A 23874-nucleotide genomic window follows, 5' to 3' on the forward strand; every position below is an offset into this window, starting at 1 on the left:
ATTGCACCTAAAAAAATTAAACACTTAGAAAAGAAGAACTCCAAAAAACGGCTGAACCTTTGCCACTCTGAACCTCCGAACCTAAAAAAGTATATCTTTGCGCTTTTTTTAAACACACCAAAATATGAGTTTTTTTGATATAATTGTGGCCGCTCTTTTAGCTTTTAGTTTATATAAAGGAATTAAAAACGGACTTTTTGTCGAAGTTGCTTCTTTCATTTCTTTATTGTTGGGAATTTATATCGCCATTAAATTCTCTTCTTTTATGAAAGAACTTATCATGAAACACGTTTCATGGAATCCGAATACGATACAAATTACTGCTTTCATTCTGACTTTCATATTAGTGGTTATAGGTGTTTATTTTTTAGCCAAAATCCTTACCGGAATTGCTGATTTTGCTTTTCTGGGATGGGCCAATAAACTGGGCGGAGGCTTTTTCAGAATTTTAAAAACGATTCTGATCATGAGTATTTTTATCGCTCTTTTTGAGAAAATCAATTTCAACAATACTTTTGCCAAAAAAGAAACATTAGACCATTCTATTTTTTACAATCCGGTTAAAAAAGTAGCGGCTTTCGTTTATCCTTCTGTCGAAAAATGGTATGAGGAATTTAAAGACATTCATGCCGAAACGTCTAAAGAAACATCTAAAGAGGAGTAATATTCCTGTAATTATACCTCACAACTAAAAAACAGTAGTTTTTTCAAAACAACTCGACCCCAGATAATTGCGTAAAATAAATTATCTTGCCTGATATTTCCAACAACCGATTTAATTTATAATCAAAACCTGTATGTTGTATTTAACCGGCATTATAATCACCTTTTTTCTGGTTGTTGTACTGGCAAGCAAAAGGAACAAAACTGAGGCCGACAAAATTCTGGCACTCTGGCTGTTTTTTACCGGCTTTCATTTATTCCTGTTCTATCTTCATTACAAAAATGATTATAGCGACTTCCCTTTTTTACTGGGATTAGAGCTTCCGATGCCTTTAGTTCAGGGGCCTTTTTTATTTTTATACACTTCGGCTTTAACGAACCAAAATCGCTATAAAAAGTTTAATCTTTTACATTTTATTCCTTTTCTAGCTGCCATTCTGGTATTGACACCTTTTTATAATTTGTCTTTCGACGAAAAAGTAACTGTTTTCAAAAATGAAGGAAAGGGATACGAGACCCTGATCACTGTTTTGTATGCCGCAATACTCCTTTCCGGAATTGTTTATGCTTTACTTTCCTTGCAGAAACTCGTAAAACACCGTAAGAACATCAACAATCAATTTTCGTTTACCGAAAAAATCAACCTGACCTGGCTGCGCTATTTAATTATCGGATCCAGCATCATCTGGATCGTGGTCATTTTCTCTGACGATCAGTATATTTTTTCGGTTGTCGTTTTCTATTTGATCTTTATTGGATATTTCGGCGTCAAACAAGTTGGGATTTTTACAAACCAACCCTTTTCCGAAAACAACCTAACTACGACTTCAGTAGCAGAAAAAACCACTGTTGCCCATCAATCTGAAAAAATTAAATACGAAAAATCAGGCCTTACCACTACAGAACTTCAAACCATTCATCAGAAGCTGACTCAGATTATGCACGATGAAAAACTCTACAAAAATGCCGATTTAACTTTAACCGAGCTGGCCCAGAGGACAAGCGTTCATCCAAATACACTTTCGCAGGTCATCAATTCGGTCGAACAGAAAAATTTTTACGATTACATCAACTTCCAACGTGTTGAGGAGTTTAAAAAAACAATCCGTTTACCCGAAAATCAAAAATTCACCTTCCTGTTTGTCGCATTAGAATGTGGCTTTAATTCGAAAACGGCTTTCAACCGAAATTTCAAAAAAGAAACCGGACTTTCTCCTTCTGAATATTTAAAATAATTTTCATTTTAAACCCGACAGGTTTTTGAATTATAAACTGGAACCACCTTACAAGTTGGGGCGACTAGCATAGTACCACAGTGCATCTTTGCAGAAATTTAAACCAATTTATGCAATGAAAACCAAAGTACTTTACTCAGCCGTAATCGCTGTTTCAATTTTCTTTTTTATTGGATGCGAAAATGAAAATGACATTCAGGGGCTTGGAAATTTAGTTCCCAAAACTGTCGATCAGGATGCCTCTATCCCTTCTATTTTTATAAACGGAACGCAGCTACACGCTGAGGCTTTCGGAAATCCCAACAACCCAATGCTTGTTTTCCTGCATGGCGGTCCCGGCTCAGACTATAGAAGCGCCTTGAATGTAAAACAACTCGCCAATGAAGGCTATTATGTGATCTTTTACGATCAAAGAGGTTCCGGATTATCCAAAAGACATGACAAAAACACGTACTCAATTCAACTCGTACTCGATGATCTTACCGAAGTCATAAAATATTACCGAAAAACCAGCACTCAAAAAATATTTCTCTTTGGGCATTCCTGGGGCGCCATGCTCGCCGCGGCTTATGTCAACCAATACCCAACTGCCATCAATGGGGTCATTCTGGCAGAACCGGGAGGTTTAAACAAAAAACTATTAGACGATTATGGCGAAATGAGCCGGAAAATAAAACTATTCTCTGAAGCCACTAGTAATTTACTGTATGTCGATCAGTTCTTGACGGGAAAAGAAAACCAGCATGAGATTCTCGATTACAAATTTGGCATTTCTACGAGTTTCTCTTATGCAAAAGGCAACAAAGAAGGTATTCCGGGACCATCACCATTTTGGAGGATCGGAACAACGGTCTTAGAAAGCTTTACCGATATCGCCGAAAATAATGGCTTTGACTTTACGACAAACCTAAGTCAGTATAAAACCAAAGTTTTCTTTTTATACGGTGAGTTCAATCAATCGTACGGTTTGTCTTTTGCTCAAAAAGAAGCCGCTTTTTTCCCGAATGCCACCATAGCGGAAGTAAAAGAAACAGGACACGAAATGATTTATTTCAAATGGGAAAATGTACATCCGTTAGTGTTCAACTATTTAAACGCACTAAAATAACCAGGCAATGAAAACAATACTAGTAATAATTACCTTTATCTTATCTCTTTTCCTAACCAAAACCTATTCTCAAACTATAAACTGGGAAAATCTTAAAGAGAATCAAAAACACATTCTAAATATAAATGCCGGCTGGGAACATAGTTTTGTTTACGGACTTGCTTACGGTTACCATCTCAAAACCAAACTGCCAATTGTAATCGAAGCATCTTTTTCCTTACCATCAGGCGAAACAATCCCGGATGATTTTAAAAGTAAAATTGGAGGACAACTGAATCTTTACCAACTGAATCATTTCCGTTTTAATGCCGCCATTCACGGAATTTATCGCCGGTACGAAAATCCGTTAGTCACCTTACAAAACTTTGGCGCCGATGCAACTGCGATTATTGGCTATTACAAACCAAAATGGTTTGCCGCCGGAGAATTTGGTTTTGACAAAGCGATTGTTACTCATTTTAAAAATTCGGCAGTTTATAAAGAAGTCTACCCCGACGTAAAAAATGGTTGGTATGAACCGTCAACCGGAGGCAATTTCAACTATGGCATACAAGCCGGATATTCCTTTCGCCGAAGTGACCTTACTTTACGACTGGGAAAAGTAATTACCCAGGATTTTAAAACAGAACCACTGATTCCACTATACTTTCAACTGGGGTATAATTTAAAACTAGAATGATTTGGTTAATTACACTAAACCCGACAGGTTTCAAAAACCTGTTGGGTTCTATTTCTCCTCTCTTTTTAGAGAAAATCACAGTATATTTTAACATTTTAAAAGCCATTTTAAAATTCAGAATTCAACTATCGAAGATCAACATTCCAGAATCCAAAACTTTGCGCTATCTTTGCGGCTTAATAACATGCTCTAAGGCAATTGCTACAGTGCAAATTTATACCCGGAAATTACTTAAACTCGTTTAGAGAATTGACATATTAAAATGAAGAAGATACGTAACTTTTGCATTATTGCACACATTGACCACGGTAAAAGTACACTGGCAGATCGCTTATTGGGTGCTACACAAACCGTTACAGCTCGTGAAGAAAAAGCACAATTGCTTGACAACATGGACCTGGAACGTGAGCGTGGAATCACCATTAAGAGTCACGCCATTCAAATGGAATACACTTACAAAGGCGAGGAATATATTTTAAATTTAATTGACACTCCCGGTCACGTTGACTTTTCATACGAAGTTTCACGATCTATTGCGGCCTGCGAAGGTGCTCTTTTGATCGTTGATGCGGCTCAAAGTATTCAGGCACAAACCATTTCGAACTTGTATCTGGCTTTAGAGAATGATCTTGAGATTATTCCGGTTTTGAATAAAGTAGATTTACCAAGTGCTAACCCAGAAGAAGTCAGTGATGATATTATCGATTTATTAGGATGTAAATTAGAAGATATTATTCATGCTTCTGGAAAAACTGGTTTTGGTGTTGAGAATATCTTAGCTGCTATTATCGAAAAAATCCCTGCTCCAAAAGGAAATGTTGACGAACCATTACAGGCATTGATCTTTGATTCACATTACAACCCGTTTCGTGGAATCGAGGTTATCTTCAGAGTGATGAATGGTGAAATCAAAAAAGGACAGAAAATTAAATTCATGGCTACCGGCAATGAATATTTTGCCGATGAAGTGGGAACTTTAAAACTAAATCAGGTTCCAAAAAATGTAATTTCTACAGGTGATGTTGGTTATTTAATTTCAGGAATTAAAGAAGCCAAAGAAGTAAAAGTGGGAGATACTCTTACAGATGCCAAAACACCAACCACCAATATGATTACAGGTTTCGAGGATGTAAAACCAATGGTTTTCGCCGGAATTTATCCTGTTGATACCGAAGACTATGAAGATTTGCGTTCTTCTATGGAGAAATTGCAATTAAACGATGCTTCGTTAGTCTTTACTCCGGAAAGCTCTGCTGCTTTAGGATTTGGTTTCCGTTGCGGATTCTTAGGAATGCTTCACATGGAAATTATCCAGGAACGTTTAGAGCGTGAGTTCGATATGACGGTTATTACTACTGTACCTAACGTTTCGTATTTGGCTTATACCAAAAAAGATCCCGAAACTGCATTTGTTGTAAACAATCCTTCAGACTTGCCTGAACCTTCTCGTTTAGACCGTGTTGAAGAACCTTTTATAAAAGCAACTATCATTACAAAAGCCGATTTCGTTGGAAACGTAATGAGTTTGTGTATCGAAAAGCGTGGTCAAATTACCAATCAAACGTATTTGACAACAGAACGTGTTGAGCTGAATTTTGACATGCCATTGGCCGAAATTGTATTCGATTTTTACGATCGTTTAAAAACAGTTTCTAAAGGTTATGCTTCTTTTGACTACTCTCCTATTGGAATGAGAACTTCAAAACTGGTAAAACTGGATGTCCTTTTGAACGCACAAACTGTGGATGCACTTTCTGCTTTGATTCACGAAGACAACGCTTACAACATCGGTAAAAAAATGACCGAGAAATTACGCGAGCTGATTCCAAGACAACAATTCGACATTCCGATTCAGGCAGCGATTGGTGCGAAAATTATCGCTCGTGAAACGATTAAAGCACTTCGTAAAGACGTTACCGCAAAATGTTACGGTGGAGATATCTCTCGTAAACGTAAGCTTCTTGAAAAACAGAAAAAAGGTAAGAAACGTATGCGTCAGGTAGGAAACGTTGAGATTCCACAAGAGGCGTTTATGGCTGTTTTGAAATTGAACGACTAAGCTTTTTTTGAGAGAATAGAGTAAAGAACAAAGAATATAGAGAAAACCTGATGATGAAAATTGTCAGGTTTTTTTGTTTTCACCCCTTCCGAAGATTTTTTTTACAGATAAGATTTTGATCTATAGAATAGAACAACTATATACCGCTCCGCTGGAGCTTTTCCCCTACTGCTTTTTATTATCTATAAATATTTTGCTCCAACGGAGCAAACAATGCCAATTATCTAAATAAACAAAGGGGCTGACTCATAAATGAGTCAGCCCCTTTGTTTTATATCAATTAAAATCTTTCTCAAAAAGAACTATTACTTTTTCTATCTCAAACTGCTCCAGCGGAGCAAAATATGTATAGAAAATGTAATTTCCCAGCATCAAAAAGCTCCAGCGGAGCGAAACATATATTTTTTTGAGACAGTTCCTCTGTTATTTTACATTTCAGCAATAACCTTTGTGTAAAACTTATTTCGATTTTAACAACTTCTCTAAATATTCGTTTTTTTCTTTTTCAGATTGAACTAATCTCTCGTACAATTCTACCACTTTATCAAGAGGATTAAAATTGCAACTGTTATTAACTCCAGCATTAACAATACCATTATCGTGATACGTATTACCAATAATATTCAACACAGCTTCTTCAGAGAAATTCTTAATTGCTTCAACACTTACGCCCAGAACTTTTGCCACTGCTATTAATTTTTCATCATCAACAGTCTCACTATTCTCCATTGTAGATACCGTTTGCTGGCTTACACCTAAAGCTTGTGCCAAAGCTTCCTGCTTCATGTCTCTTAATTCACGAATACGGCTAATTTTTCGCCCTATATGATTTGGTTTTGTTACGATACTCATGGCTCAAAGATAATAATTATGAATAAAAAATTACGACAATTGTATGATACAGCTTTTACGCAGTACAATACAGGCAAAACTAATTTCTGACAAACAATTCGCCTGATCTGCCTCCTAAACAAAAATACAATTTTTCAGACAAGTATTTCCTAAAAAATAAAATTATGGGGTATTCAATACATTGGAAAGACAAAGCAGAGACAATCTGTCTCAATTTGGAACAGCTTTTTATTTCTTTAAACATCAAACCTTTGTAACTTTGAACCTCTGAACCTTTGAACCTAGAAAAAATGGACGAAACTCCAAAACGATTTGACCGAATTGTCGCCATCCTCATCCAATTACAATCTAAAAAGATTGTAAAAGCACAGGAATTGGCTGATCGTTTTGATTGTAGTTTACGAACAATCTATAGAGACATTCGAACGCTGGAAGCTTCGGGGGTTCCTATTTACAGTGAAGCGGGTGTTGGTTATGCTTTGATGGATGGTTACAGATTGCCTCCCGTTATGTTTACACGCGAAGAAGTAAGCAGTTTTATTGCTGCCGAAAAACTCATGCAAAAATTTACAGACCCATCTCTTGGAGCTCATTATGCTTCGGCTATGTATAAACTGAAATCTGTTTTAAGAAGTACTGATAAAGACTGGCTCTCCAATATCGAATCCAGAGTTGTAATGAACACTGCTGAACCTCTGTTTAACGATAATTCCCCAAATACTTTAGCACTTCTGTTTGAAGGTATTGCGGAGAAAAAACAGCTTTTACTTTCGTACAAAACCTACGAAACCGATACGGCTACGCAAAGAAACATAGAACCTGTTGGGGTTTTTCACGATAACAACAACTGGTATTTTTTAGGATATTGTCATTTACGACAAGATTATCGTCAGTTTAGAACAGACAGAATTCAAGGTATTCGCAAAACAGACTGTGATTTTACGATCGAACATGATGCTTTAGAAACTTATATCAATAAAACAGAAACGTGTCCGACAACAAAAGTTCGCATCTTAATTGACAAAAAAATCGCCCGTTATCTGAGTACCGAAAAAAAGTACCACGGATTCATTTCAGAAAAAGAAGTAGACGGAAAAATAGAAATGACTTTTATGTCACGCGATATCGAAAACTCATTCCCACGCTGGTTTCTCATGTTTGGAGACTACGCCACTATCCTGGAACCTGAAAGACTCAAAATCACAACGCTGGAATTACTGGAAATCAACCGAAAAAGACTGTTATAAAAAAAATGCCTAAAGATCAAGTTCATCTTTAGGCATTTTTCAAATCTAGTGTTTCTCTTTTACCACATTGTAAAAATTATAATCGGTATTCGAAGCGTCGGTAATACCAATATTTCTTCCAATAGTTACAATTTGACCTCTGTGATACGTTCCGTGATTCACCACCTGCAACAAGTAATCGCTAACAGGCAAATCACACTGAAACCATGGATTTTCGATTTTGATTGTTTTCAACAACTGTTCGTCTGATAATGATGTGATGAATGCCGCTAATTTTGCAGAGGTATTCAATAAACCTTCAAATACTTCATCCTTGTTTAAATCAGTACTCGCTCTTCTTTCGGGCTGGGGAGTTTCAGTTATTACTGAAAACCAATATTCCTCGGTTTCCCAAATATGATTTAGCGTTTTAATAATGCTAGGGTAGCTTGAAAGAACTTCTTTATGCAGCAATTCATCTGTTTTTGCCGAAAGCCAATTCACAAATTGCTGATTTACCCACAAATTATAAGCGGCATAATTGGTCATAATTTTTTTAAAACTCATACTGTTCGATTTAAATTTGAATAAAATAGATTAAAGTTTATTTAGTACTTCTGGCTATAGTCCTCTCTCCCAGAAAAAAGGAGGCTCGATATTTAAAGCTCTTAGATACACATAACCTTGTCCGCGGTGGTGCACCTCATTGTCAATAAAATACAACACATTTTGAATTATAGGAAATTCGTATTGACCGAACAGGTTAAAACTTTCACTAAAATCTTCGATCGACAATTGTTTCCAATATTCGTTAATTTCAGCTGTTGCTTCATCCCATTTTTCCAGGTACTGTGCTTTAAAGATCAATTTTTCAGATGCTTCGGTATAAGGTTTGATCTCTTTATTTACAATTCCTTTTAGTGCCGGAGCCGCAATAGCCAAAAGTTCATCGGTTAACTGAGCGAAAGTTCGCATTCCTCCGATTGAAAATTCGAAAAAATCTTTCTCCGGAAATTTTTCAATAAGGTTACGTGTAAGCTTACGGTGTCCTTGCCAGTGGATCAATAAATCTTCAGGAGTAATTACTTGGGCTGCTAATGTTTTCATAGTTTTAAAGTTTTAATTATTTCTTACTTCAAAAGTATTGAGGGTCGGTGACAACAGTTTGTCAGCAGGAAATAAAAAAATAAAATATTTTTCATTTTCTCTTCTAAAGATACGTTTCTCTACAGATAAAGAAGGCGTTCAGAGAGAACATCTCCTTAAATTCGATAAAACCTTTGTACCTTTGCGCCTTAGAAACTTTGGAACTTAAAAGAAATGATCGAAGATAAAAATCCGCAACGTACCAGTATAGCACAATTAGGAGAGTTTGGCCTAATTGACCATTTAACCAAAAATTTTGATGTCACTCAGGAATCTACCCTGAAAAGTATAGGCGATGATGCCGCTGTTCTTGATTTTAAGGACAAAAAAGTAGTGGTCTCTACAGATTTATTAATTGAGGGAGTACATTTTGACCTGGCGTATATGCCTTTAAAACATTTGGGATACAAATCGGTTGTTGTTAACCTGTCCGACATTTGTGCAATGAATGCAAAACCAACGCAAATAACGGTTTCTGTGGCGGTTTCTAATCGTTTTCCACTAGAAGCCTTAGAAGAATTATTTGAGGGCATTACGCATGCTGCAAAAGAGTATAAAGTAGATGTTATTGGTGGCGATACTACCTCATCTCAAAAAGGACTAATTATTAGCATCACCGCAATTGGAGAAGCTAACGAAGAAGAAATTGTTTACCGAAATGGTGCCAAACAAACCGATTTACTTGTCGTTACCGGAGATATAGGAGCTGCTTACATGGGATTGCAGGTATTGGAGCGTGAAAAACAGGTTTTCCAGGTGAATCCTAATAGCCAACCGGATCTGGATATGTACAGTTATTTGATCGAACGCCAGTTAAAACCCGAAGCCCGAAAAGATGTTCGCACCTTATTACATGCACTTGAAATTAAACCTACGGCGATGATTGATATCTCAGACGGATTATCTTCTGAAATTATGCACCTCTGCAAACAATCAAAAGTGGGTTGTAATTTGTATGAAGATAAACTCCCACTGGATCCTCAGTTCATTTCAACTTGTGAAGAATTTAATATCGACAGTACAACAGTGGCTATAAACGGCGGTGAAGATTATGAATTATTATTTACCATCGACATCAATGATTTTGACAAAATAAAAGGAAACCCAAACTTCTCGATTATTGGTCACATGGCTGATGAAAGCGAAGGAGTACATCTTGTAACACGTGCCAATACAAAAATTGCTTTAAAAGCCCGTGGTTGGGATGCTTTGACGGAGTAGTTTTTTTTAGTCGCAGTTTTCAGTCTCAGTGTTTAGTAAAAATGTTGGCTGAAAACTGAGACTGAAGACTGAAGACTGAAGACTGAAGACTGAGAACTAAAATAAAAAAAATCCAAATTCCAGAAACATAACTGGAATTTGGATTTTTTTTATTTGTAATTTCTTTCTCTACAAAAGCCCTTTGCATTTTGCTTCTTTAACTAAGTCTTCATCAGAACCACTTTTCACTTTAAGTAACTCTTTAAGACCTGTTTTGCGCTTTTCGATAGCATTAACAGAAATTGGGATGTATTGCGGCATATCTTCCAAAGAAGTTCCTTTCGACAAATGAAACAAAATCTGCTTGTCAAATTCATCAATTTCAATTGAATTATGAGTCGATTGATTGAGCATCTTTTGAACGGAATGGCTGTAATATTTATCACTTTTCATGACTTTATCAAACGCAAAAAGTAATTCATCAAAAGTAAGGTCATTTTTAATGATTAAGCCATTAGGACTAATCGTTCTAATGATTGTTTTAATTTTTAATAACTCGGTATACATTGTAAGCAGAATTATTTTGCATCTTGGCATTTTCTTCAAAAGTAACTTCGCCAGATCTTCACCCGAAAAAATATCTTTCTCTTCATACGCGGGCATGCTGATATCTAGAAAAGCAACATCAAATTCCGGAGTCCGAGCATCTTCGATTAAGTCATATCCTGATTTACAATCGTGGGCCTGTAAAATAAGAAACTCATATTGTTTAGGATTGTAGCGTGTGATCGCATTTTTATATCCTTCAATAATAAAAGGGTGATCGTCAACAATTAAAATATTTTTTTTAATTAATTGAGGAACCGGGGCGTTGGGGTCAATTGTCATTTATGCTGTAGGTTTATTTTTTGATCTATAGGAATTTTAACCATCAAAAGAGTTCCTTCTCCTTTGACTGATTTTAAAGAGACTACACCTTTACATTCTGCGGCTCTGTATTGAATATTATGCAATCCTATTCCGTTTTTCGTTGTTTTGGTATTAAAACCAACTCCATCATCAGCAATTGACAAAATCAGATGATCGACTTCACTTTTAAAACTGACCGTAATCGTACTCGCCTCTGCATACTTATTGCAATTCTGAAGTGCTTCCTGAACAATTCTGTATAAATTAATCTTTACTGTATTACTCACCAGTTCCCATTTAATATTAGAATCAAAAGAGGTAATTAATTCTGAATCATACGTGTTTCTTTGATCTTCAAACAATTTGTTTAAAATCGCGATAAAATTATTAATTAATTCCGATTTCTCTCTGTTTAAATCATGCGAAATCTCACGTATATCTTCTTCAATTTTTTTCAGTTCCTCAAGGTATTTTTTTCTCTTGGGAGCTGCCTCGGCCTCATCTACTTTATCTAAACTGTCAAGGCTGATTCTAATACCAAACATTCTTCCCAACACGCCATCGTGTAAATCCTGCGCTACTTTTTTCTTTTCTTTAATTCGGGTCTGTTCAATATCGTTTTGTTGCAGAATCATCAAATTATAGATGTCTTCGTTAGCAACTTGCTGTTGCTGCTTAAAAAGTAACTCCCTATGTCTTGCCTGCTGTGTTTTGTAAACATAGAAAAACAAACCAATCAGCGTACAAATACTGAAGACATAGATTAAGGTTTTATTTTTCTCTTGTAAGTTTGAATTTTGATCTTTTATTTCGTTGGTTTCATATTGAATCCTCGAGAATTTCTCTCCTATAATCCTCTCCTCTCTTACCAGTTTTTCGTTTATCTCTATATACTCCTTTGAATATTTTGGAGCATTCTCAGGGTCAACAATAGCAATCTGTTTAAGAGCATCTAAAGTATTTCCTAATTTATTTGAAACCCGGGATAAGTTTAGAGCTTGTTTTGAAAATTGAAAAGCTCTCAAAGTATCTTTCTTAAACCCATAATACTCAGACAGATGTATTTTATTCAATATAATTCCCGAGGTAAGTTTTAAACTATCTCTAATTTTCAACGCCTTATAAAATTGTCCGGGAAGTTCATCAAATTCTTTTGACTTAAACTTAGCATAAGCCAGATTATCTAAAAGCATTGCATATAATGTTGCACTCTCTTCAAATAAATTCTTTTGCAACAAACCTTTCCTAAAATATGTCTTCGCCTTTTCGTAATCCTCCATACTTAGGTAAACAAAACCTATGTTGTTTAGTGAAGTAGCTTTTAACTGTAAATCTAATGGAATTGATTTATCTTCTAAAATAGACAGTGCCTTATTGTGAAACATCAATGCTTTATCATATTCTGTCCGTTCGTTATACAATACTCCTAAAAGATTGTAACAATCATAAAGTTGATTATTAACTTGTTTCTCCTTTTTTAAAATCTGAAGTGCTTTAAATACCATTATTTCACTTTCGAAATAATCTGCTTCACTAAATTGCAAATCTGCTTTGAGAAAAAATGTCTTGGCGAGGTTAAGCTCGTCGTTAATTCGCAAATATATTTTCTCTGCCGCAAAATAATTTAAAAAGGCGCTATCTGAAATCGTTTGTGATCGATAATAATCTCCCAGATAAGTATAAACCTTAGCAATACTAGATGAATCTTTACTATCTATTGCTCTTTCCAGAATTAACTTTGATGTTTTTTTATAGGCTTTCCAATCGCTCATGTTATAATAACGATTAGCCACTTTAAACAGATTTACTCTATTAAGAGAGTCATTTTTTTGACCTACAATTATATCAAAAGCTTTTTGATTATAGCTTTGTTTATAATTCAAGGGCATATTAATATCACTAGCCAATGAAAAATAGATAGAGAGACTATCTGTTGAAGAATTTTCATCTTTATTTTTCTTTGTTTCATTCGTACATCCGAACAAGATAAGAGTTAAAAACAATAATATCCGAAAATGCTTTTTCAATGTGTATCTTTGATTTTTATCAAAAATACTAAAACTATAGACATAAAAAAAGGCTGTCTAAAAAGACAGCCTCTTAATTATATATACTTTTATATACTTAATCCAATTTTATTGTTGTTCTTGTTGATTGACTAACAGCAGCAAAACTTTTTAATTGAATTTGTGCACTCTGAACATCTTGTTTTCTAGTACCTGTTCCCCCTGTTTTTTGTCCTCCACTACCATCAGTAGCGATACAATTTTTATTATTCAAGACTGTTGCAGGATTTACAAATGAAGTTGCTACCATTACTAAAGAAAATATTCCTAATACTAAAGCTGTTTTTTTCATGATCTGAGGGTATTAAATGTTTGATTTTTTGTTTTGGAGAATCATCGCTTTGTGCGAATCATGGTGTAAAACTAAGCCCACATTTAAAAAAAATTAATATGAAAAAACAGGTTTATGGTAAAACACACCCAATTAATAGTCAATGGGGGGCAAATCAATGTAATTACCTAATTTTTAGACTTCTAAATAATTTCCTACAGCAAAATCGGCAATAATTAAATCAACATTTGATTTATAGGTTTTTGAAAATGGGATTTTTTTGGAAGAATTTCTAATATAGCAAGTTGAGTTTCCGCTATGAATCCTTGCAATATAATTCTGATTGATGATATAGCTGTTGTGAATCCGAATAAAAGGATGTGACAAAATACTCTCGAAATGTTTTAGTGTTTTAAAAGCCGTTATCATTTCGCCGGAATTCAAATAAATATCTGTCGAGTTGTTATCTGCCTGAAAGTAACTAATATCATTGGCATTGATGTACCGATAATCACCATACGATTTCACGCATAATATAAGTGGTTGCTCTGCATCTTTAACGGGTTTTGCAAACAACTCGCTCAATGGGGTACTCTCTTCTTCAATTGGATCAGAATCGTTTACAGGAAGTGTTTTTTCGAGTTTTAAAACAGTCTTCAATACATCAGGCCGCAGGACCGGCTTCAATATATAGCCAAAAACACCGTACTGAATGGCCTCAAAAGCAAGTTCTTTCTTTGTCGTCGTAATGACTATCTTAGGGATAAGGAATAAAAAACGATGCAATTCATTTATAAAGGCCAGTGACAAGTTACTGGATAAATCTTTAGGAGCAATTTCTAAAAAAATAAGGCAGGGCCGATGTTCTAAAACCAAATTCAGACCCAATTGATAATTCGCAGCTGATCCCACGAAAGTCAGTTCTGAAAAACCTTCTGCAATTGTTCTGGTTTTCAAAATACTTTCCACATCATCATCAATGATAATATACGAATACTTTTTCAATCTTACATTTTGTTGATTTTTCATGAACCCCCTACAACTACCCCTTTAGTTTCATCAATCCTTTTAAAAAGATTTTTATCTAGCAATTTATTCGCAATTAAAAATACGAATTTCGATTATTCTACTATTTCATTGTTAATATGTTACGAACAAATGTTAACACAAAAGGGTGAAATGCAGAAATAGTCGCCAAAATACACTATTTGACATTAAAAAAAAACCAAACTCCTTATGGAATTTGGGCTTTTATATTGAAGTATGACAAAAATTACATTTTCATCAACCAGTTTTTCATTGAAACTTCGTTTTCAATTATATCTTTCAATTCTGAAATCTTCACACGATCTTGTTTCATTGTATCTCTGTGACGAATCGTTACTGTTTCATCTTCGATTGTTTGATGATCTACCGTAATACAAAACGGCGTTCCAAGCGCATCCTGTCTTCTGTAACGACGACCTACTGCATCTTTTTCATCATAAGCTACATTGAAATCCCATTTTAAATCTTCTATAATCTTTTTAGAGATATCAGGTAAACCGTCTTTTTTAACTAAAGGCAATACAGCCGCTTTTGTTGGTGCCAAAACAGCCGGTAATTTCAACACTGTTCTTGTTGAACCGTCTTCCAGTACCTCTTCTTGTAATGAAGTTGCAAAAACAGCCAAAAACATACGATCTAAACCAACAGAAGTTTCTACTACATATGGCACATAGTTTTCGTTTAGTTCAGGGTCAAAATATTGTAATTTTCTTCCTGAATATTCTTCGTGTGCTTTTAAATCGAAATCTGTACGAGAGTGAATACCTTCCAATTCTTTGAATCCAAATGGGAAGTTAAACTCAATATCTGCGGCAGCATTTGCGTAGTGCGCTAATTTTTCGTGATCGTGAAAACGGTAATTATCTTTTCCTAATCCTAAAGATAGGTGCCAGTTTAAACGTGTTTGTTTCCAGTGTTCGTACCATTTCATTTCTTCACCAGGACGTACAAAAAACTGCATTTCCATTTGTTCAAATTCACGCATACGGAAAATAAACTGTCTCGCAACAATTTCATTTCTAAATGCTTTACCCGTTTGAGCAATTCCAAAAGGAACTTTCATACGACCTGATTTTTGAACATTCAGGAAATTTACAAAAATACCTTGTGCTGTTTCCGGACGTAAATATAAATCCATTGCAGAATCTGCAGAAGCTCCTAATTTCGTTCCGAACATTAAGTTGAACTGACGAACTTCTGTCCAGTTTTTAGATCCTGTTTCAGGATCCGCAATTTCTAATTCCTCGATCAATGCTTTTACATCTTCTAAATCTCCATTACCCAAAGAACGCCCCAGACGCTCTCTGATTTCTTTTTCTTTAGCCAGATATTCAATTACACGGGCATTTGTTGTAACAAATTCCTGCTCATTAAAAGCATCTCCAAAACGAGCGCTCGCTTTTTCAATTTCTTTTTTAGCTTTCAGATTAAGTTTTTCTGCATAATCTTCTACCAAAACATCGGCTCTGTATCTTTTCTTTGAATCTTTATTATCAATTAATGGGTCATTAAACGCATCAACGTGGCCTGAAGCTTTCCAGGTTGTTGGATGCATTAATATTGCAGCATCTAAACCAACAATATTTTCATTCATCTGAACCATTGATTTCCACCAATATTCACGAATATTCTTTTTTAACTCGACACCATTTTGTGCATAATCATACACTGCACTCAATCCATCGTATACTTCGCTTGACGGAAAAATAAATCCGTACTCTTTTGCGTGCGAAACCACATTCTTAAATATATCTTCTTGTTTTGCCATAGTGATGCAAAAATATAAAAAGTACGTTTAAAAAAAAGAAAAATAATAAAGTTTGAAGTAATGATTTGGTTATTTTTGTAACTAAATTCTCTCTATTTGTGTTTAATTATCTTATCAACCTCTTTTTTCCTAAAGTCTGCGTCGGATGTCACGTACTTTTACACAGTGGTGAAACTATTATATGCACACGCTGTCGTCATGAATTACCTCTTACTCAACACCATTTAGACCCAAAAAACGAAGCTCTAAAGAAATTTTACGGCAGAATCGATATTCAGCATGCATCGGCATTTTTATATTTCAACAAAAAAGGAATTGTTCAGGAGCTTATCCACAATCTCAAGTACAAAGGTCATGAAGAAATCGGAACTGTATTAGGAGACTGGTACGCCGAGGACTTAAAAGAATTAAACTTAGAATCTCCTTTTGACGTTATCATTCCAGTCCCTCTGCACCGCAGAAAACTAAAAGAACGAGGCTATAATCAGGTTACTACTTTTGGGAAGACTTTGTCTAAAAACTTAGAGATTACTTATGATTCCACTTTATTGTATCGAAAGAAATATTCGAAAACCCAATCTAAGAAAAATCTTTTGGGAAGATCTGAGAATATCGAAAACATCTTTGATGTCCAATTTTCAGAAGAAAATCACAACAAGCATTTTTTAATCGTTGATGATGTACTCACTACGGGGGCCACACTTGAGGCCTGCTCTAGGACTTTACAAAAAATTCCGGGCGCTAAAATCAGTATTGTATGCATAGCATTGGCAAACTCCTAGTATTAAATTCCAAAAAAAAATTCCAAATTCCAATAACTGTTCGTTGATAGTTCTTGGAATTTGGAATTTTTTTATTGGAATTTATTCTTTCTCTAGTTCACAATTATTTTCTTAACCGTTCTACGATCACCGTCAATCACGGTCACCAAATACATCCCCGAAGAGACTCCTGATAACTGAATATTTTGATTAAAATAAGGCGTTTTATCATATGAGTTAAAATACACTTGTTTACCAAGAATATCATGTACATAAACTTGAACCCTATTGATCGAATCACTTGAAAACTGAATCGTAAAATTTCCTTTGTTTGGATTTGGATATAACATAAATGCTACATTTTCAAGATCTATTTCTCCTAAAGTAAATGTTTGATTGCAAATATTTAAGGATGCTGAATTGATCGTTCCAAAATTACCTGAAACCGCATCACGAACTCTAAAACTCCAGGTTCCTTTTGGGTCCTGACCATTAAAAGCGCTCAATGCATCTACAGGGATAACAATCTGACTTGTTACTTTGGAACAATCTAAAGTAAATCCGGCATCATCAAACTGAAGTATTAAGCTAGAATTTATCCCTCCACAACTTTTATTATTATACAAATTCACAACTGTACCCTGCGGACTTACCATTTGTATTTCGAGATCAGAAAGCTTATCGTGTGTTACATTAACCAAAACATTGACATCAGAAACTTTTCCGGTTGATGCCGGTACATTTACCGTTTTGGCCGTAAAGCTAGTTCCGGACGGAATTGCAAAAGAATTCCCGAAACTATAAGAATCACAAGTGGTCGTAGAGCTGTAGCCCACTGCAAATGATTTGCTGTTTATTGCGTAATAAATATTTGCGGTTGGTTCAACCTTAATCCTGCAATTAGTTGAAGCAGTTACACTGCCAGGAACCTGAATCAACTGCGAACCGTCATTTGGTGTATTTGAGGCTAAAATTACAGGGTATGTCAAACCTCCATCCAGAGACAATTTAATGTTTACCGACGAAGATCCCGGTAGGGTATTGGTATTATTTACCGCCCAGGTTACTGTTTGACTCGATCCTATTTGCCAGCTTATATCGCTGGTGTTTTGCGAAGTAACTGTAAATGGCCCTGCATTAGTTACAACAGTTGCAATCATAGTATCCGTATTCGTCTGTGCAGCTCCTAATCCTCCATTGTCTCTTGCTGTTAGCGTAAAATGCAATGTTCTTGCAACCGAAGAAACAGATTCCCAGGTTGTGGTTAGTTTATTCAGAAGCACGGTATTTAAATCAGGCATATAACGAACAGGTGAACTTCCCGGTACTATAGATCTAAACAAAGGGCCGTTTGGTTTTGTGGGATAAGCAATACTGTTACTGTTCGCGGTTGATGATGATGTTGCACTATCAAATTGTTCCCAGGTATAGGTAATCGTACCAACTGAACTAGAACCTGAGCCAACTAAAACAAAAGGTGTGCTCATTGGAATTGTATAATCTAAACCTGCATCAACAGTTGGAGGATTATTGGTAATTACCGTATTAGCAGGACAACTCTTTCCGGCAAGAGTATTCTGAATTTGCAAAATACTTGCATAAGTAAAATAATCATCTGAATTACTTTGAACATCATATCCCTTCGATACTCCCGCATACCCCATAATGGTTGAACCACTTCCCGGCTCAACATTTAAACCTGTTCTTTCTGACGCATCATAAGAAAAAGTATGATTTGCTCCTAATTGATGTCCAATTTCGTGAGCTACAAAATCAATATCAAAGGTATCGCCTTCCGGCTTTTTATCAGATGGTGATGTATAGGCACTTCCTTTTCCCATCGCTTCTGATGGTGTTGGACTACTACAAACACAACCTATACAGCCTGCATTACCTCCGCCTCCATCGTGTCCAAACAAATGTCCAATATCATAATTCGCCTCTCCTATTACTGCAGTTAAAGTACTCTGCACTTCTTTACTCCAATAATCGTTACCATCTGAAGGATCTCTGGAAGTTCCTTTGGAGGGATCAGAATAAGGGTCCGTTAATGCATTAGTATAAATTACAGCATCATTGTTTGCAATTAAAACAACTCCCACGGCAAGATCTTTATTAAAAACCCCATTTACCCTTGACAAAGTAGCATTCATTCCAGCTACCGCTCCCGCTTTTGTGCCTCCAAAATAAGCAGTGTATTCTCCAGTACAGGACAACGCCAATCGCAGGGTTTTGAAAACTTTATTGTTTGCTGCCGACTTTGCAGTATTTGATGAGGCGCTTTTATTCGACGCAGCGTCCAGTGTCTTACAGTCTAATTGAGATTTGGCAGCCGCATCAGTATTGGTAAACAAAACATAAGTAGATTTATCTTCTTGATTTTGTTCTATATACTCCGCAGGTCTATCGGCACGAAGTACCATAGTCTGGATTCCAATCGGTGCCACACTAAAATAAATTGTAGCCGTTTTATCATCTAAACCACGTCCTTCATAAGCTCTGATCTCAGGATACTTTGCCTGCAACTCAGGTTCAAAATTCGAATGTTCCGAAACTGAAAAGCGTTCCAAGACACCACTGGCATTAGGAATCGTAATTTCTGTCGAAGTACTTTTTTCTGATTTATTAGTAGTTGCAGCAAGTCGTGATTTCAAAAAATCTGAATTCAGTTTATAGTACAACCGCCCAGAGTCAGACGAGATTCCTCTCTTACTCGGAGAAACCGTACTCACTTTCTGCCACAAAACATCACTTTGGGCATACATATTTGCACAGCAAAAAATAAAAAATAAAAAAAGTAGATTTTTTCTCATATTTTGGAAATAATAGTATACCAAAATTACGTTAATAAAATCGAAATTTTACACTTATCACAGACAATTAATGCTTTTTGGTTTACAAGTTGTCCCATTTTCACAAAAAGTAACTGCTTGAGATTAAAAAATCAATTACCCTTAGTATCAAATTTAAAATAGATAGTATAAATTTGCACCATCTTAAATTATTTGTTTTGAAGCTCTTTCATTCTATAAACGATTTTCAGTCCACCAAGAAAACAATTTTAACTCTTGGAACATTTGATGGTGTACATATTGGTCATAAAAAAATTCTGGAACGTATTACCCAAAACACCGAAAATGGAAAGTATGAAAGTTTAGTCCTTACCTTTTTTCCACATCCAAGAATGGTATTACAGGAAAAATCAGAAATAAAACTTTTGAATACCATCGCCGAAAAATCAAAACTCCTGGAAGCAACCGGAATTGAAAATCTGGTTATTCATCCTTTTAACGAAAGTTTCTCAAGATTAACCGCTGAAGAGTTTGTACATTCCATTTTGGTAGATCAGTTTCATATTCAAAAAATAATTATTGGACACGATCATCGCTTTGGCAGAAACAGAACCGCTAATATTGATGATTTAATTGCTTTTGGTCTTGAATATGGTTTTGAAGTTGAACAAATTTCAGCTCAGGAAATTCAGGACGTTTCTGTAAGTTCAACCAAAATCAGAAAAGCACTGAACGAAGGAAATATGACCTTAGCCAACGATTATCTGGGCTACAGCTACTTTTTATCCGGCGAAATTGTTCAGGGAAAACAATTAGGAAGAACCATCGGTTTTCCAACCGCAAACATACAAATTGATGAAGATTATAAATTAATCCCCAAATCTGGCGTATACGTTGTTCAAGCTCTGATTGATCAAAAAGAGGTTTCTGGAATGATGAATATTGGTTTTAATCCAACGGTTAACGGACAAAAACAAACTATCGAAGTGAATCTTTTTGATTTTGATGCTGACATATACGGCAAAAAAATTGAAGTTTCGCTATTGCAATACCTCCGTGAAGAACAAAAATTTGGTTCTGTCGATTTACTAAAAGAACAATTAAATCAGGATAAAAAAGATGCTTTGGCATTTTTAAACAGAGTTTAACAAGCTTTCTCTTTGCAAATTAAAATCTAATCGCTTACCGGGAGATTAAATTATTCCTTTACTCGTCTATTAGGATTACAATCTTATGCGATGACAAAATTATTTTGAAATACTCCTTCTCTTAATTGAATTCATCCGTTCTATTTTTGAATAGTAGGCTGAAACATACTTTTCATCATTTTTAAATCATCGTAGTTGTTTTTTTAGTAAATTTGATATAGAACTCTGTTTATCAAATATTTGCTATTAACTTCTTTAAAAATAACAACTATGAAATTACCTAAAGAAATTACCAACGGTTTTCTGATTTTCCTTGGAATCGGAATTTACTTTTTATTGATGAACGTATTAGGTTTGGCGCATTTATTCTATTTGCGAACCCTGAATGTCTTTTTTATATTTTATGGTGTAAATAAAACAATGAGAATGAACCTTCATGAAGGCGAAACTAATTTTGTGTCGAATGCGGTTTCAGCAATGGCAACCTCTGTGGTTGGTGTGGCTTTAAGCGTTTTTGGATTGTTAGTTTATAGTTATGCCAGAGGTGGAGATGCTTATGTAAAAACACTTTCAGAAACATTTATGTTTGGCGGAAATCCCTCTGTACCAACCTATTGCATCTGCTTACTGTTTGAAGGAATTGCTTCCTCAGTAATCGTCACGCTGATGATGATGTTGTACTGGAATAATAAATATGCAGCCGATTAATTTTTCAAAATAAATCAAACTATTTAGCACTCTAAAATCATAAAAAATTACAATTCTATGATTTTAGAGTGTTTCTTTTTTGAAATTATCTGTCAAATATTCATTTACAGGATTGGGCATTGGTTGATTGGAACAATTTAACTACTTTTGGAGCATCAAAAAACTGCATCAATGAGCATTACAAAACACAATTGGACAAAAGACGAAATAATCGCCATATATAATAAACCTATGATGGACTTGCTGTACGAAGCAGCAACAATTCACAGACAAAAGCATGATCCTAACGTAGTTCAGGTATCTACTTTACTTTCAATCAAAACCGGAGGCTGTCCGGAAGACTGTGGGTATTGCCCACAAGCTGCTCGTTATAACACCGGTGTTGAAGGAAATGATTTAATGAGTGTTAGTCAGGTTAAAGCACAGGCTTTACGTGCAAAATCAAGCGGATCGTCTCGTGTATGTATGGGAGCTGCCTGGAGAAACGTAAAAGATGGCGAAGAATTTGATCAGGTTTTAGAAATGGTTCGTACCATTAATAAACTTGATATGGAAGTTTGCTGTACCTTAGGTATGATTACCGAAAATCAGGCACAACGTTTGGCTGAAGCGGGTTTATATGCTTACAACCATAATTTAGATACTTCTGAAGAATATTATAAAGATGTTATTTCAACACGCGGTTTCGAAGACCGTTTACAAACGATAGAAAATGTTCGTAAAACGAATGTTACAGTTTGTAGTGGAGGAATTATCGGAATGGGAGAAAGTATCGAAGACAGAGCCGGAATGCTTGTTGCGCTTTCTACTTTAAACCCTCAACCTGAATCTGTACCAATTAATGCTTTGGTAGCTGTTGAAGGAACTCCAATGGAAGAGGAAAAACCAGTTGAAATTTGGGAAATGATCCGTATGGTTGCTACTACGAGAATTGTAATGCCGGATACACAGGTTCGTTTATCTGCAGGAAGAACAAATATGAGCCGTGAAGGACAGGCAATGTGCTTTTTTGCAGGTGCAAATTCTATTTTTGCAGGTGATAAATTGCTTACTACACCAAACCCTGATGTTCATGAAGACATGAAAATGTTCGAAATGTTAGGATTGAATCCGCAAAAACCATTTACAAAAGTTTCACAACCTAAAACGGTTGAAGCATCTGATTCACAGTTTGCTCCTCTGGGCGAGAAACCAAAATGGTCAAGACCGGGACATACAATTGACAGAAACCTTGAGGCTTCGGTCAAATCAAAAAATTAAGAAAAAGAGTTCATAAATCTCGATAAATATTTTTAAATTGCTTATAACATGTGTTATAAGCAATTTTTTTATTTAAAAGAGATGAAGTTAAAACAAATCGAACGGGTAAAAAAAATTTCAAAAGCAGATTTTATTTCCCAATATGTAAAAAAGCAAATTCCTGTTGTTGTTGAAGAATTGACCCAAGACTGGCCAGCTTATCAGAAATGGAAATTATCTTATATCAACGAAATCGCAGGAAACATCATCGTTCCCTTATATGATGACAGACCTGTAAATCATCAAGACGGTTTTAATGAAGCTCATACTACCATGAAAATGAGCGACTATATTCATCTTCTGGAATCGAAGCCAACTAATTATCGCATTTTTCTTTATAATTTAATGAAAGAAGTCCCGTCTTTAAAAGAAGATTTTTTATGGCCGGACATAGGTTTAAATCTGGTCAAACAAATGCCTATGCTTTTTTTTGGTGGAGAAAAAGCCCGGGTATTCATGCATTATGATATTGACTACTCCAATATTTTACACTTTCACTTTCATGGAGAAAAACAATGCATGCTCTTTGCTCCGGATCAATCGAAATACATGTACAAAGTACCCCACGCTTTAATTTCAAGAGAAGATATTGATTTTGACAATCCTGATTACGAAAAATTCCCTGCCCTAAGAAATACACAAGGATTTATCACCAATCTAAAACACGGTGAAATGCTATACATGCCCGAAGGGTACTGGCATTACATGAAGTATTTAACCCCTGGATTTTCGATGAGCCTAAGAGCTTTCCCGAAAAACATTACAAACTTATCGAAAGCTGTTTACAATGTTTTTATCATGCGTAACTTTGATATTATGATGCGCAAATTCAAAGGTCAAAAATGGATTGATTATAAAAATGAAAAAGCAATTCGGAATACCAATCAAAATCTGCAAGAGCCTTTCTGAGGACCTTTTCTGATTGTTTAAAAAGCAG

At 35.4% G+C, this 23874-nt stretch carries 21 protein-coding genes; 12 read left to right on the forward strand and 9 right to left on the reverse strand.

The window, feature by feature from the left end; all coding sequences use genetic code 11:
* The first annotated feature begins 124 nt into the window (after window positions 1-124).
* From AC3IS6_RS04155 to lepA, 5 genes are all read left to right on the forward strand, one after another.
* Complete coding sequence (locus AC3IS6_RS04155; RefSeq protein WP_489163777.1) at window positions 125-664, forward strand: CvpA family protein; 540 nt, start codon at window positions 125-127, stop codon at window positions 662-664.
* Window positions 665-797: 133 nt separating this feature from the next.
* Complete coding sequence (locus AC3IS6_RS04160) at window positions 798-1898, forward strand: helix-turn-helix domain-containing protein (protein ID WP_489163779.1); 1101 nt, start codon at window positions 798-800, stop codon at window positions 1896-1898.
* A 115-nt stretch (window positions 1899-2013) separates the two neighbouring features.
* Window positions 2014-3006 (forward strand): alpha/beta fold hydrolase, encoded by a 993-nt coding sequence (locus tag AC3IS6_RS04165; RefSeq protein WP_489163781.1) that lies wholly within the window; start codon window positions 2014-2016, stop codon window positions 3004-3006.
* Window positions 3007-3013: 7 nt separating this feature from the next.
* On the forward strand, window positions 3014-3685 hold the full coding sequence (locus tag AC3IS6_RS04170; RefSeq protein WP_489163783.1) for a hypothetical protein: 672 nt from the start codon (window positions 3014-3016) through the stop codon (window positions 3683-3685).
* Window positions 3686-3947: 262 nt separating this feature from the next.
* Entirely contained in the window at window positions 3948-5744 is a 1797-nt protein-coding gene (gene lepA / locus AC3IS6_RS04175; RefSeq protein ID WP_173965098.1) for a translation elongation factor 4, read from the forward strand.
* A 459-nt stretch (window positions 5745-6203) separates the two neighbouring features.
* Here the strand turns inward: lepA and AC3IS6_RS04180 are convergent, their stop codons facing one another.
* Complete coding sequence (locus tag AC3IS6_RS04180) at window positions 6204-6596, reverse strand: helix-turn-helix domain-containing protein (RefSeq protein ID WP_489163785.1); 393 nt, start codon at window positions 6594-6596, stop codon at window positions 6204-6206.
* 290 nt (window positions 6597-6886) lie between these two features.
* On the opposite strand from AC3IS6_RS04180, the gene AC3IS6_RS04185 reads away from it, so the two are divergent.
* Window positions 6887-7843 carry a helix-turn-helix transcriptional regulator gene (locus AC3IS6_RS04185; protein ID WP_489164910.1) on the forward strand — a complete coding sequence of 319 codons (957 nt, stop codon included), beginning with the start codon at window positions 6887-6889 and terminating at the stop codon, window positions 7841-7843.
* Between the two features lie 45 nt (window positions 7844-7888).
* Here the strand turns inward: AC3IS6_RS04185 and AC3IS6_RS04190 are convergent, their stop codons facing one another.
* Entirely contained in the window at window positions 7889-8389 is a 501-nt protein-coding gene (locus tag AC3IS6_RS04190; RefSeq protein WP_281924657.1) for a DinB family protein, read from the reverse strand.
* 54 nt (window positions 8390-8443) lie between these two features.
* Window positions 8444-8929, reverse strand: coding sequence for a DinB family protein (locus AC3IS6_RS04195; protein WP_489163787.1), 486 nt, complete (start codon window positions 8927-8929; stop codon window positions 8444-8446).
* A gap of 213 nt (window positions 8930-9142) precedes the next feature.
* Here AC3IS6_RS04195 and thiL point away from each other — a divergent pair, with 213 nt between their 5' ends.
* Window positions 9143-10189 carry a thiamine-phosphate kinase gene (gene thiL / locus AC3IS6_RS04200; protein ID WP_173965104.1) on the forward strand — a complete coding sequence of 349 codons (1047 nt, stop codon included), beginning with the start codon at window positions 9143-9145 and terminating at the stop codon, window positions 10187-10189.
* Window positions 10190-10357: 168 nt separating this feature from the next.
* Here the strand turns inward: thiL and AC3IS6_RS04205 are convergent, their stop codons facing one another.
* From AC3IS6_RS04205 to AC3IS6_RS04225, 5 genes are all read right to left on the reverse strand, one after another.
* Window positions 10358-11056 (reverse strand): response regulator, encoded by a 699-nt coding sequence (locus AC3IS6_RS04205; protein ID WP_489163790.1) that lies wholly within the window; start codon window positions 11054-11056, stop codon window positions 10358-10360.
* The gene (locus tag AC3IS6_RS04210; protein WP_489163791.1) at window positions 11053-13104 is read right to left on the reverse strand and encodes a tetratricopeptide repeat-containing sensor histidine kinase; all 2052 of its coding nucleotides are present in this window, start codon (window positions 13102-13104) and stop codon (window positions 11053-11055) included. Before AC3IS6_RS04210 ends, AC3IS6_RS04205 begins: the two co-directional genes overlap by 4 nt.
* A gap of 97 nt (window positions 13105-13201) precedes the next feature.
* Window positions 13202-13435, reverse strand: coding sequence for a hypothetical protein (locus AC3IS6_RS04215; protein WP_281924660.1), 234 nt, complete (start codon window positions 13433-13435; stop codon window positions 13202-13204).
* Window positions 13436-13609: 174 nt separating this feature from the next.
* Complete coding sequence (locus tag AC3IS6_RS04220; protein WP_489163792.1) at window positions 13610-14419, reverse strand: LytR/AlgR family response regulator transcription factor; 810 nt, start codon at window positions 14417-14419, stop codon at window positions 13610-13612.
* A 268-nt stretch (window positions 14420-14687) separates the two neighbouring features.
* Window positions 14688-16229, reverse strand: coding sequence for a glycine--tRNA ligase (locus tag AC3IS6_RS04225; protein ID WP_173965109.1), 1542 nt, complete (start codon window positions 16227-16229; stop codon window positions 14688-14690).
* A 98-nt stretch (window positions 16230-16327) separates the two neighbouring features.
* Between AC3IS6_RS04225 and AC3IS6_RS04230 the strand changes: the two genes are divergently transcribed.
* Window positions 16328-17011: a ComF family protein gene (locus AC3IS6_RS04230; RefSeq protein WP_489163793.1), complete on the forward strand. Its 684-nt coding sequence runs from the start codon at window positions 16328-16330 to the stop codon at window positions 17009-17011.
* A gap of 92 nt (window positions 17012-17103) precedes the next feature.
* Here the strand turns inward: AC3IS6_RS04230 and AC3IS6_RS04235 are convergent, their stop codons facing one another.
* Window positions 17104-19803: a zinc-dependent metalloprotease gene (locus tag AC3IS6_RS04235; RefSeq protein WP_489163794.1), complete on the reverse strand. Its 2700-nt coding sequence runs from the start codon at window positions 19801-19803 to the stop codon at window positions 17104-17106.
* Window positions 19804-20000: 197 nt separating this feature from the next.
* Here AC3IS6_RS04235 and AC3IS6_RS04240 point away from each other — a divergent pair, with 197 nt between their 5' ends.
* From AC3IS6_RS04240 to AC3IS6_RS04255, 4 genes are all read left to right on the forward strand, one after another.
* Window positions 20001-20930, forward strand: a complete 930-nt coding sequence (locus tag AC3IS6_RS04240; protein ID WP_489163795.1) for a bifunctional riboflavin kinase/FAD synthetase — start codon at window positions 20001-20003, stop codon at window positions 20928-20930.
* A 270-nt stretch (window positions 20931-21200) separates the two neighbouring features.
* A complete protein-coding gene (locus AC3IS6_RS04245; RefSeq protein ID WP_017497388.1) occupies window positions 21201-21638 on the forward strand; it encodes a hypothetical protein in 438 nt (145 codons plus the stop codon).
* A 171-nt stretch (window positions 21639-21809) separates the two neighbouring features.
* Window positions 21810-22898 carry a biotin synthase BioB gene (gene bioB, locus AC3IS6_RS04250; protein ID WP_173965112.1) on the forward strand — a complete coding sequence of 363 codons (1089 nt, stop codon included), beginning with the start codon at window positions 21810-21812 and terminating at the stop codon, window positions 22896-22898.
* An 81-nt stretch (window positions 22899-22979) separates the two neighbouring features.
* Complete coding sequence (locus AC3IS6_RS04255) at window positions 22980-23846, forward strand: cupin-like domain-containing protein (protein ID WP_489163796.1); 867 nt, start codon at window positions 22980-22982, stop codon at window positions 23844-23846.
* The last annotated feature ends 28 nt before the right edge of the window (window positions 23847-23874 follow it).

Source organism: Flavobacterium sp. KH_035 (assembly GCF_057839565.1).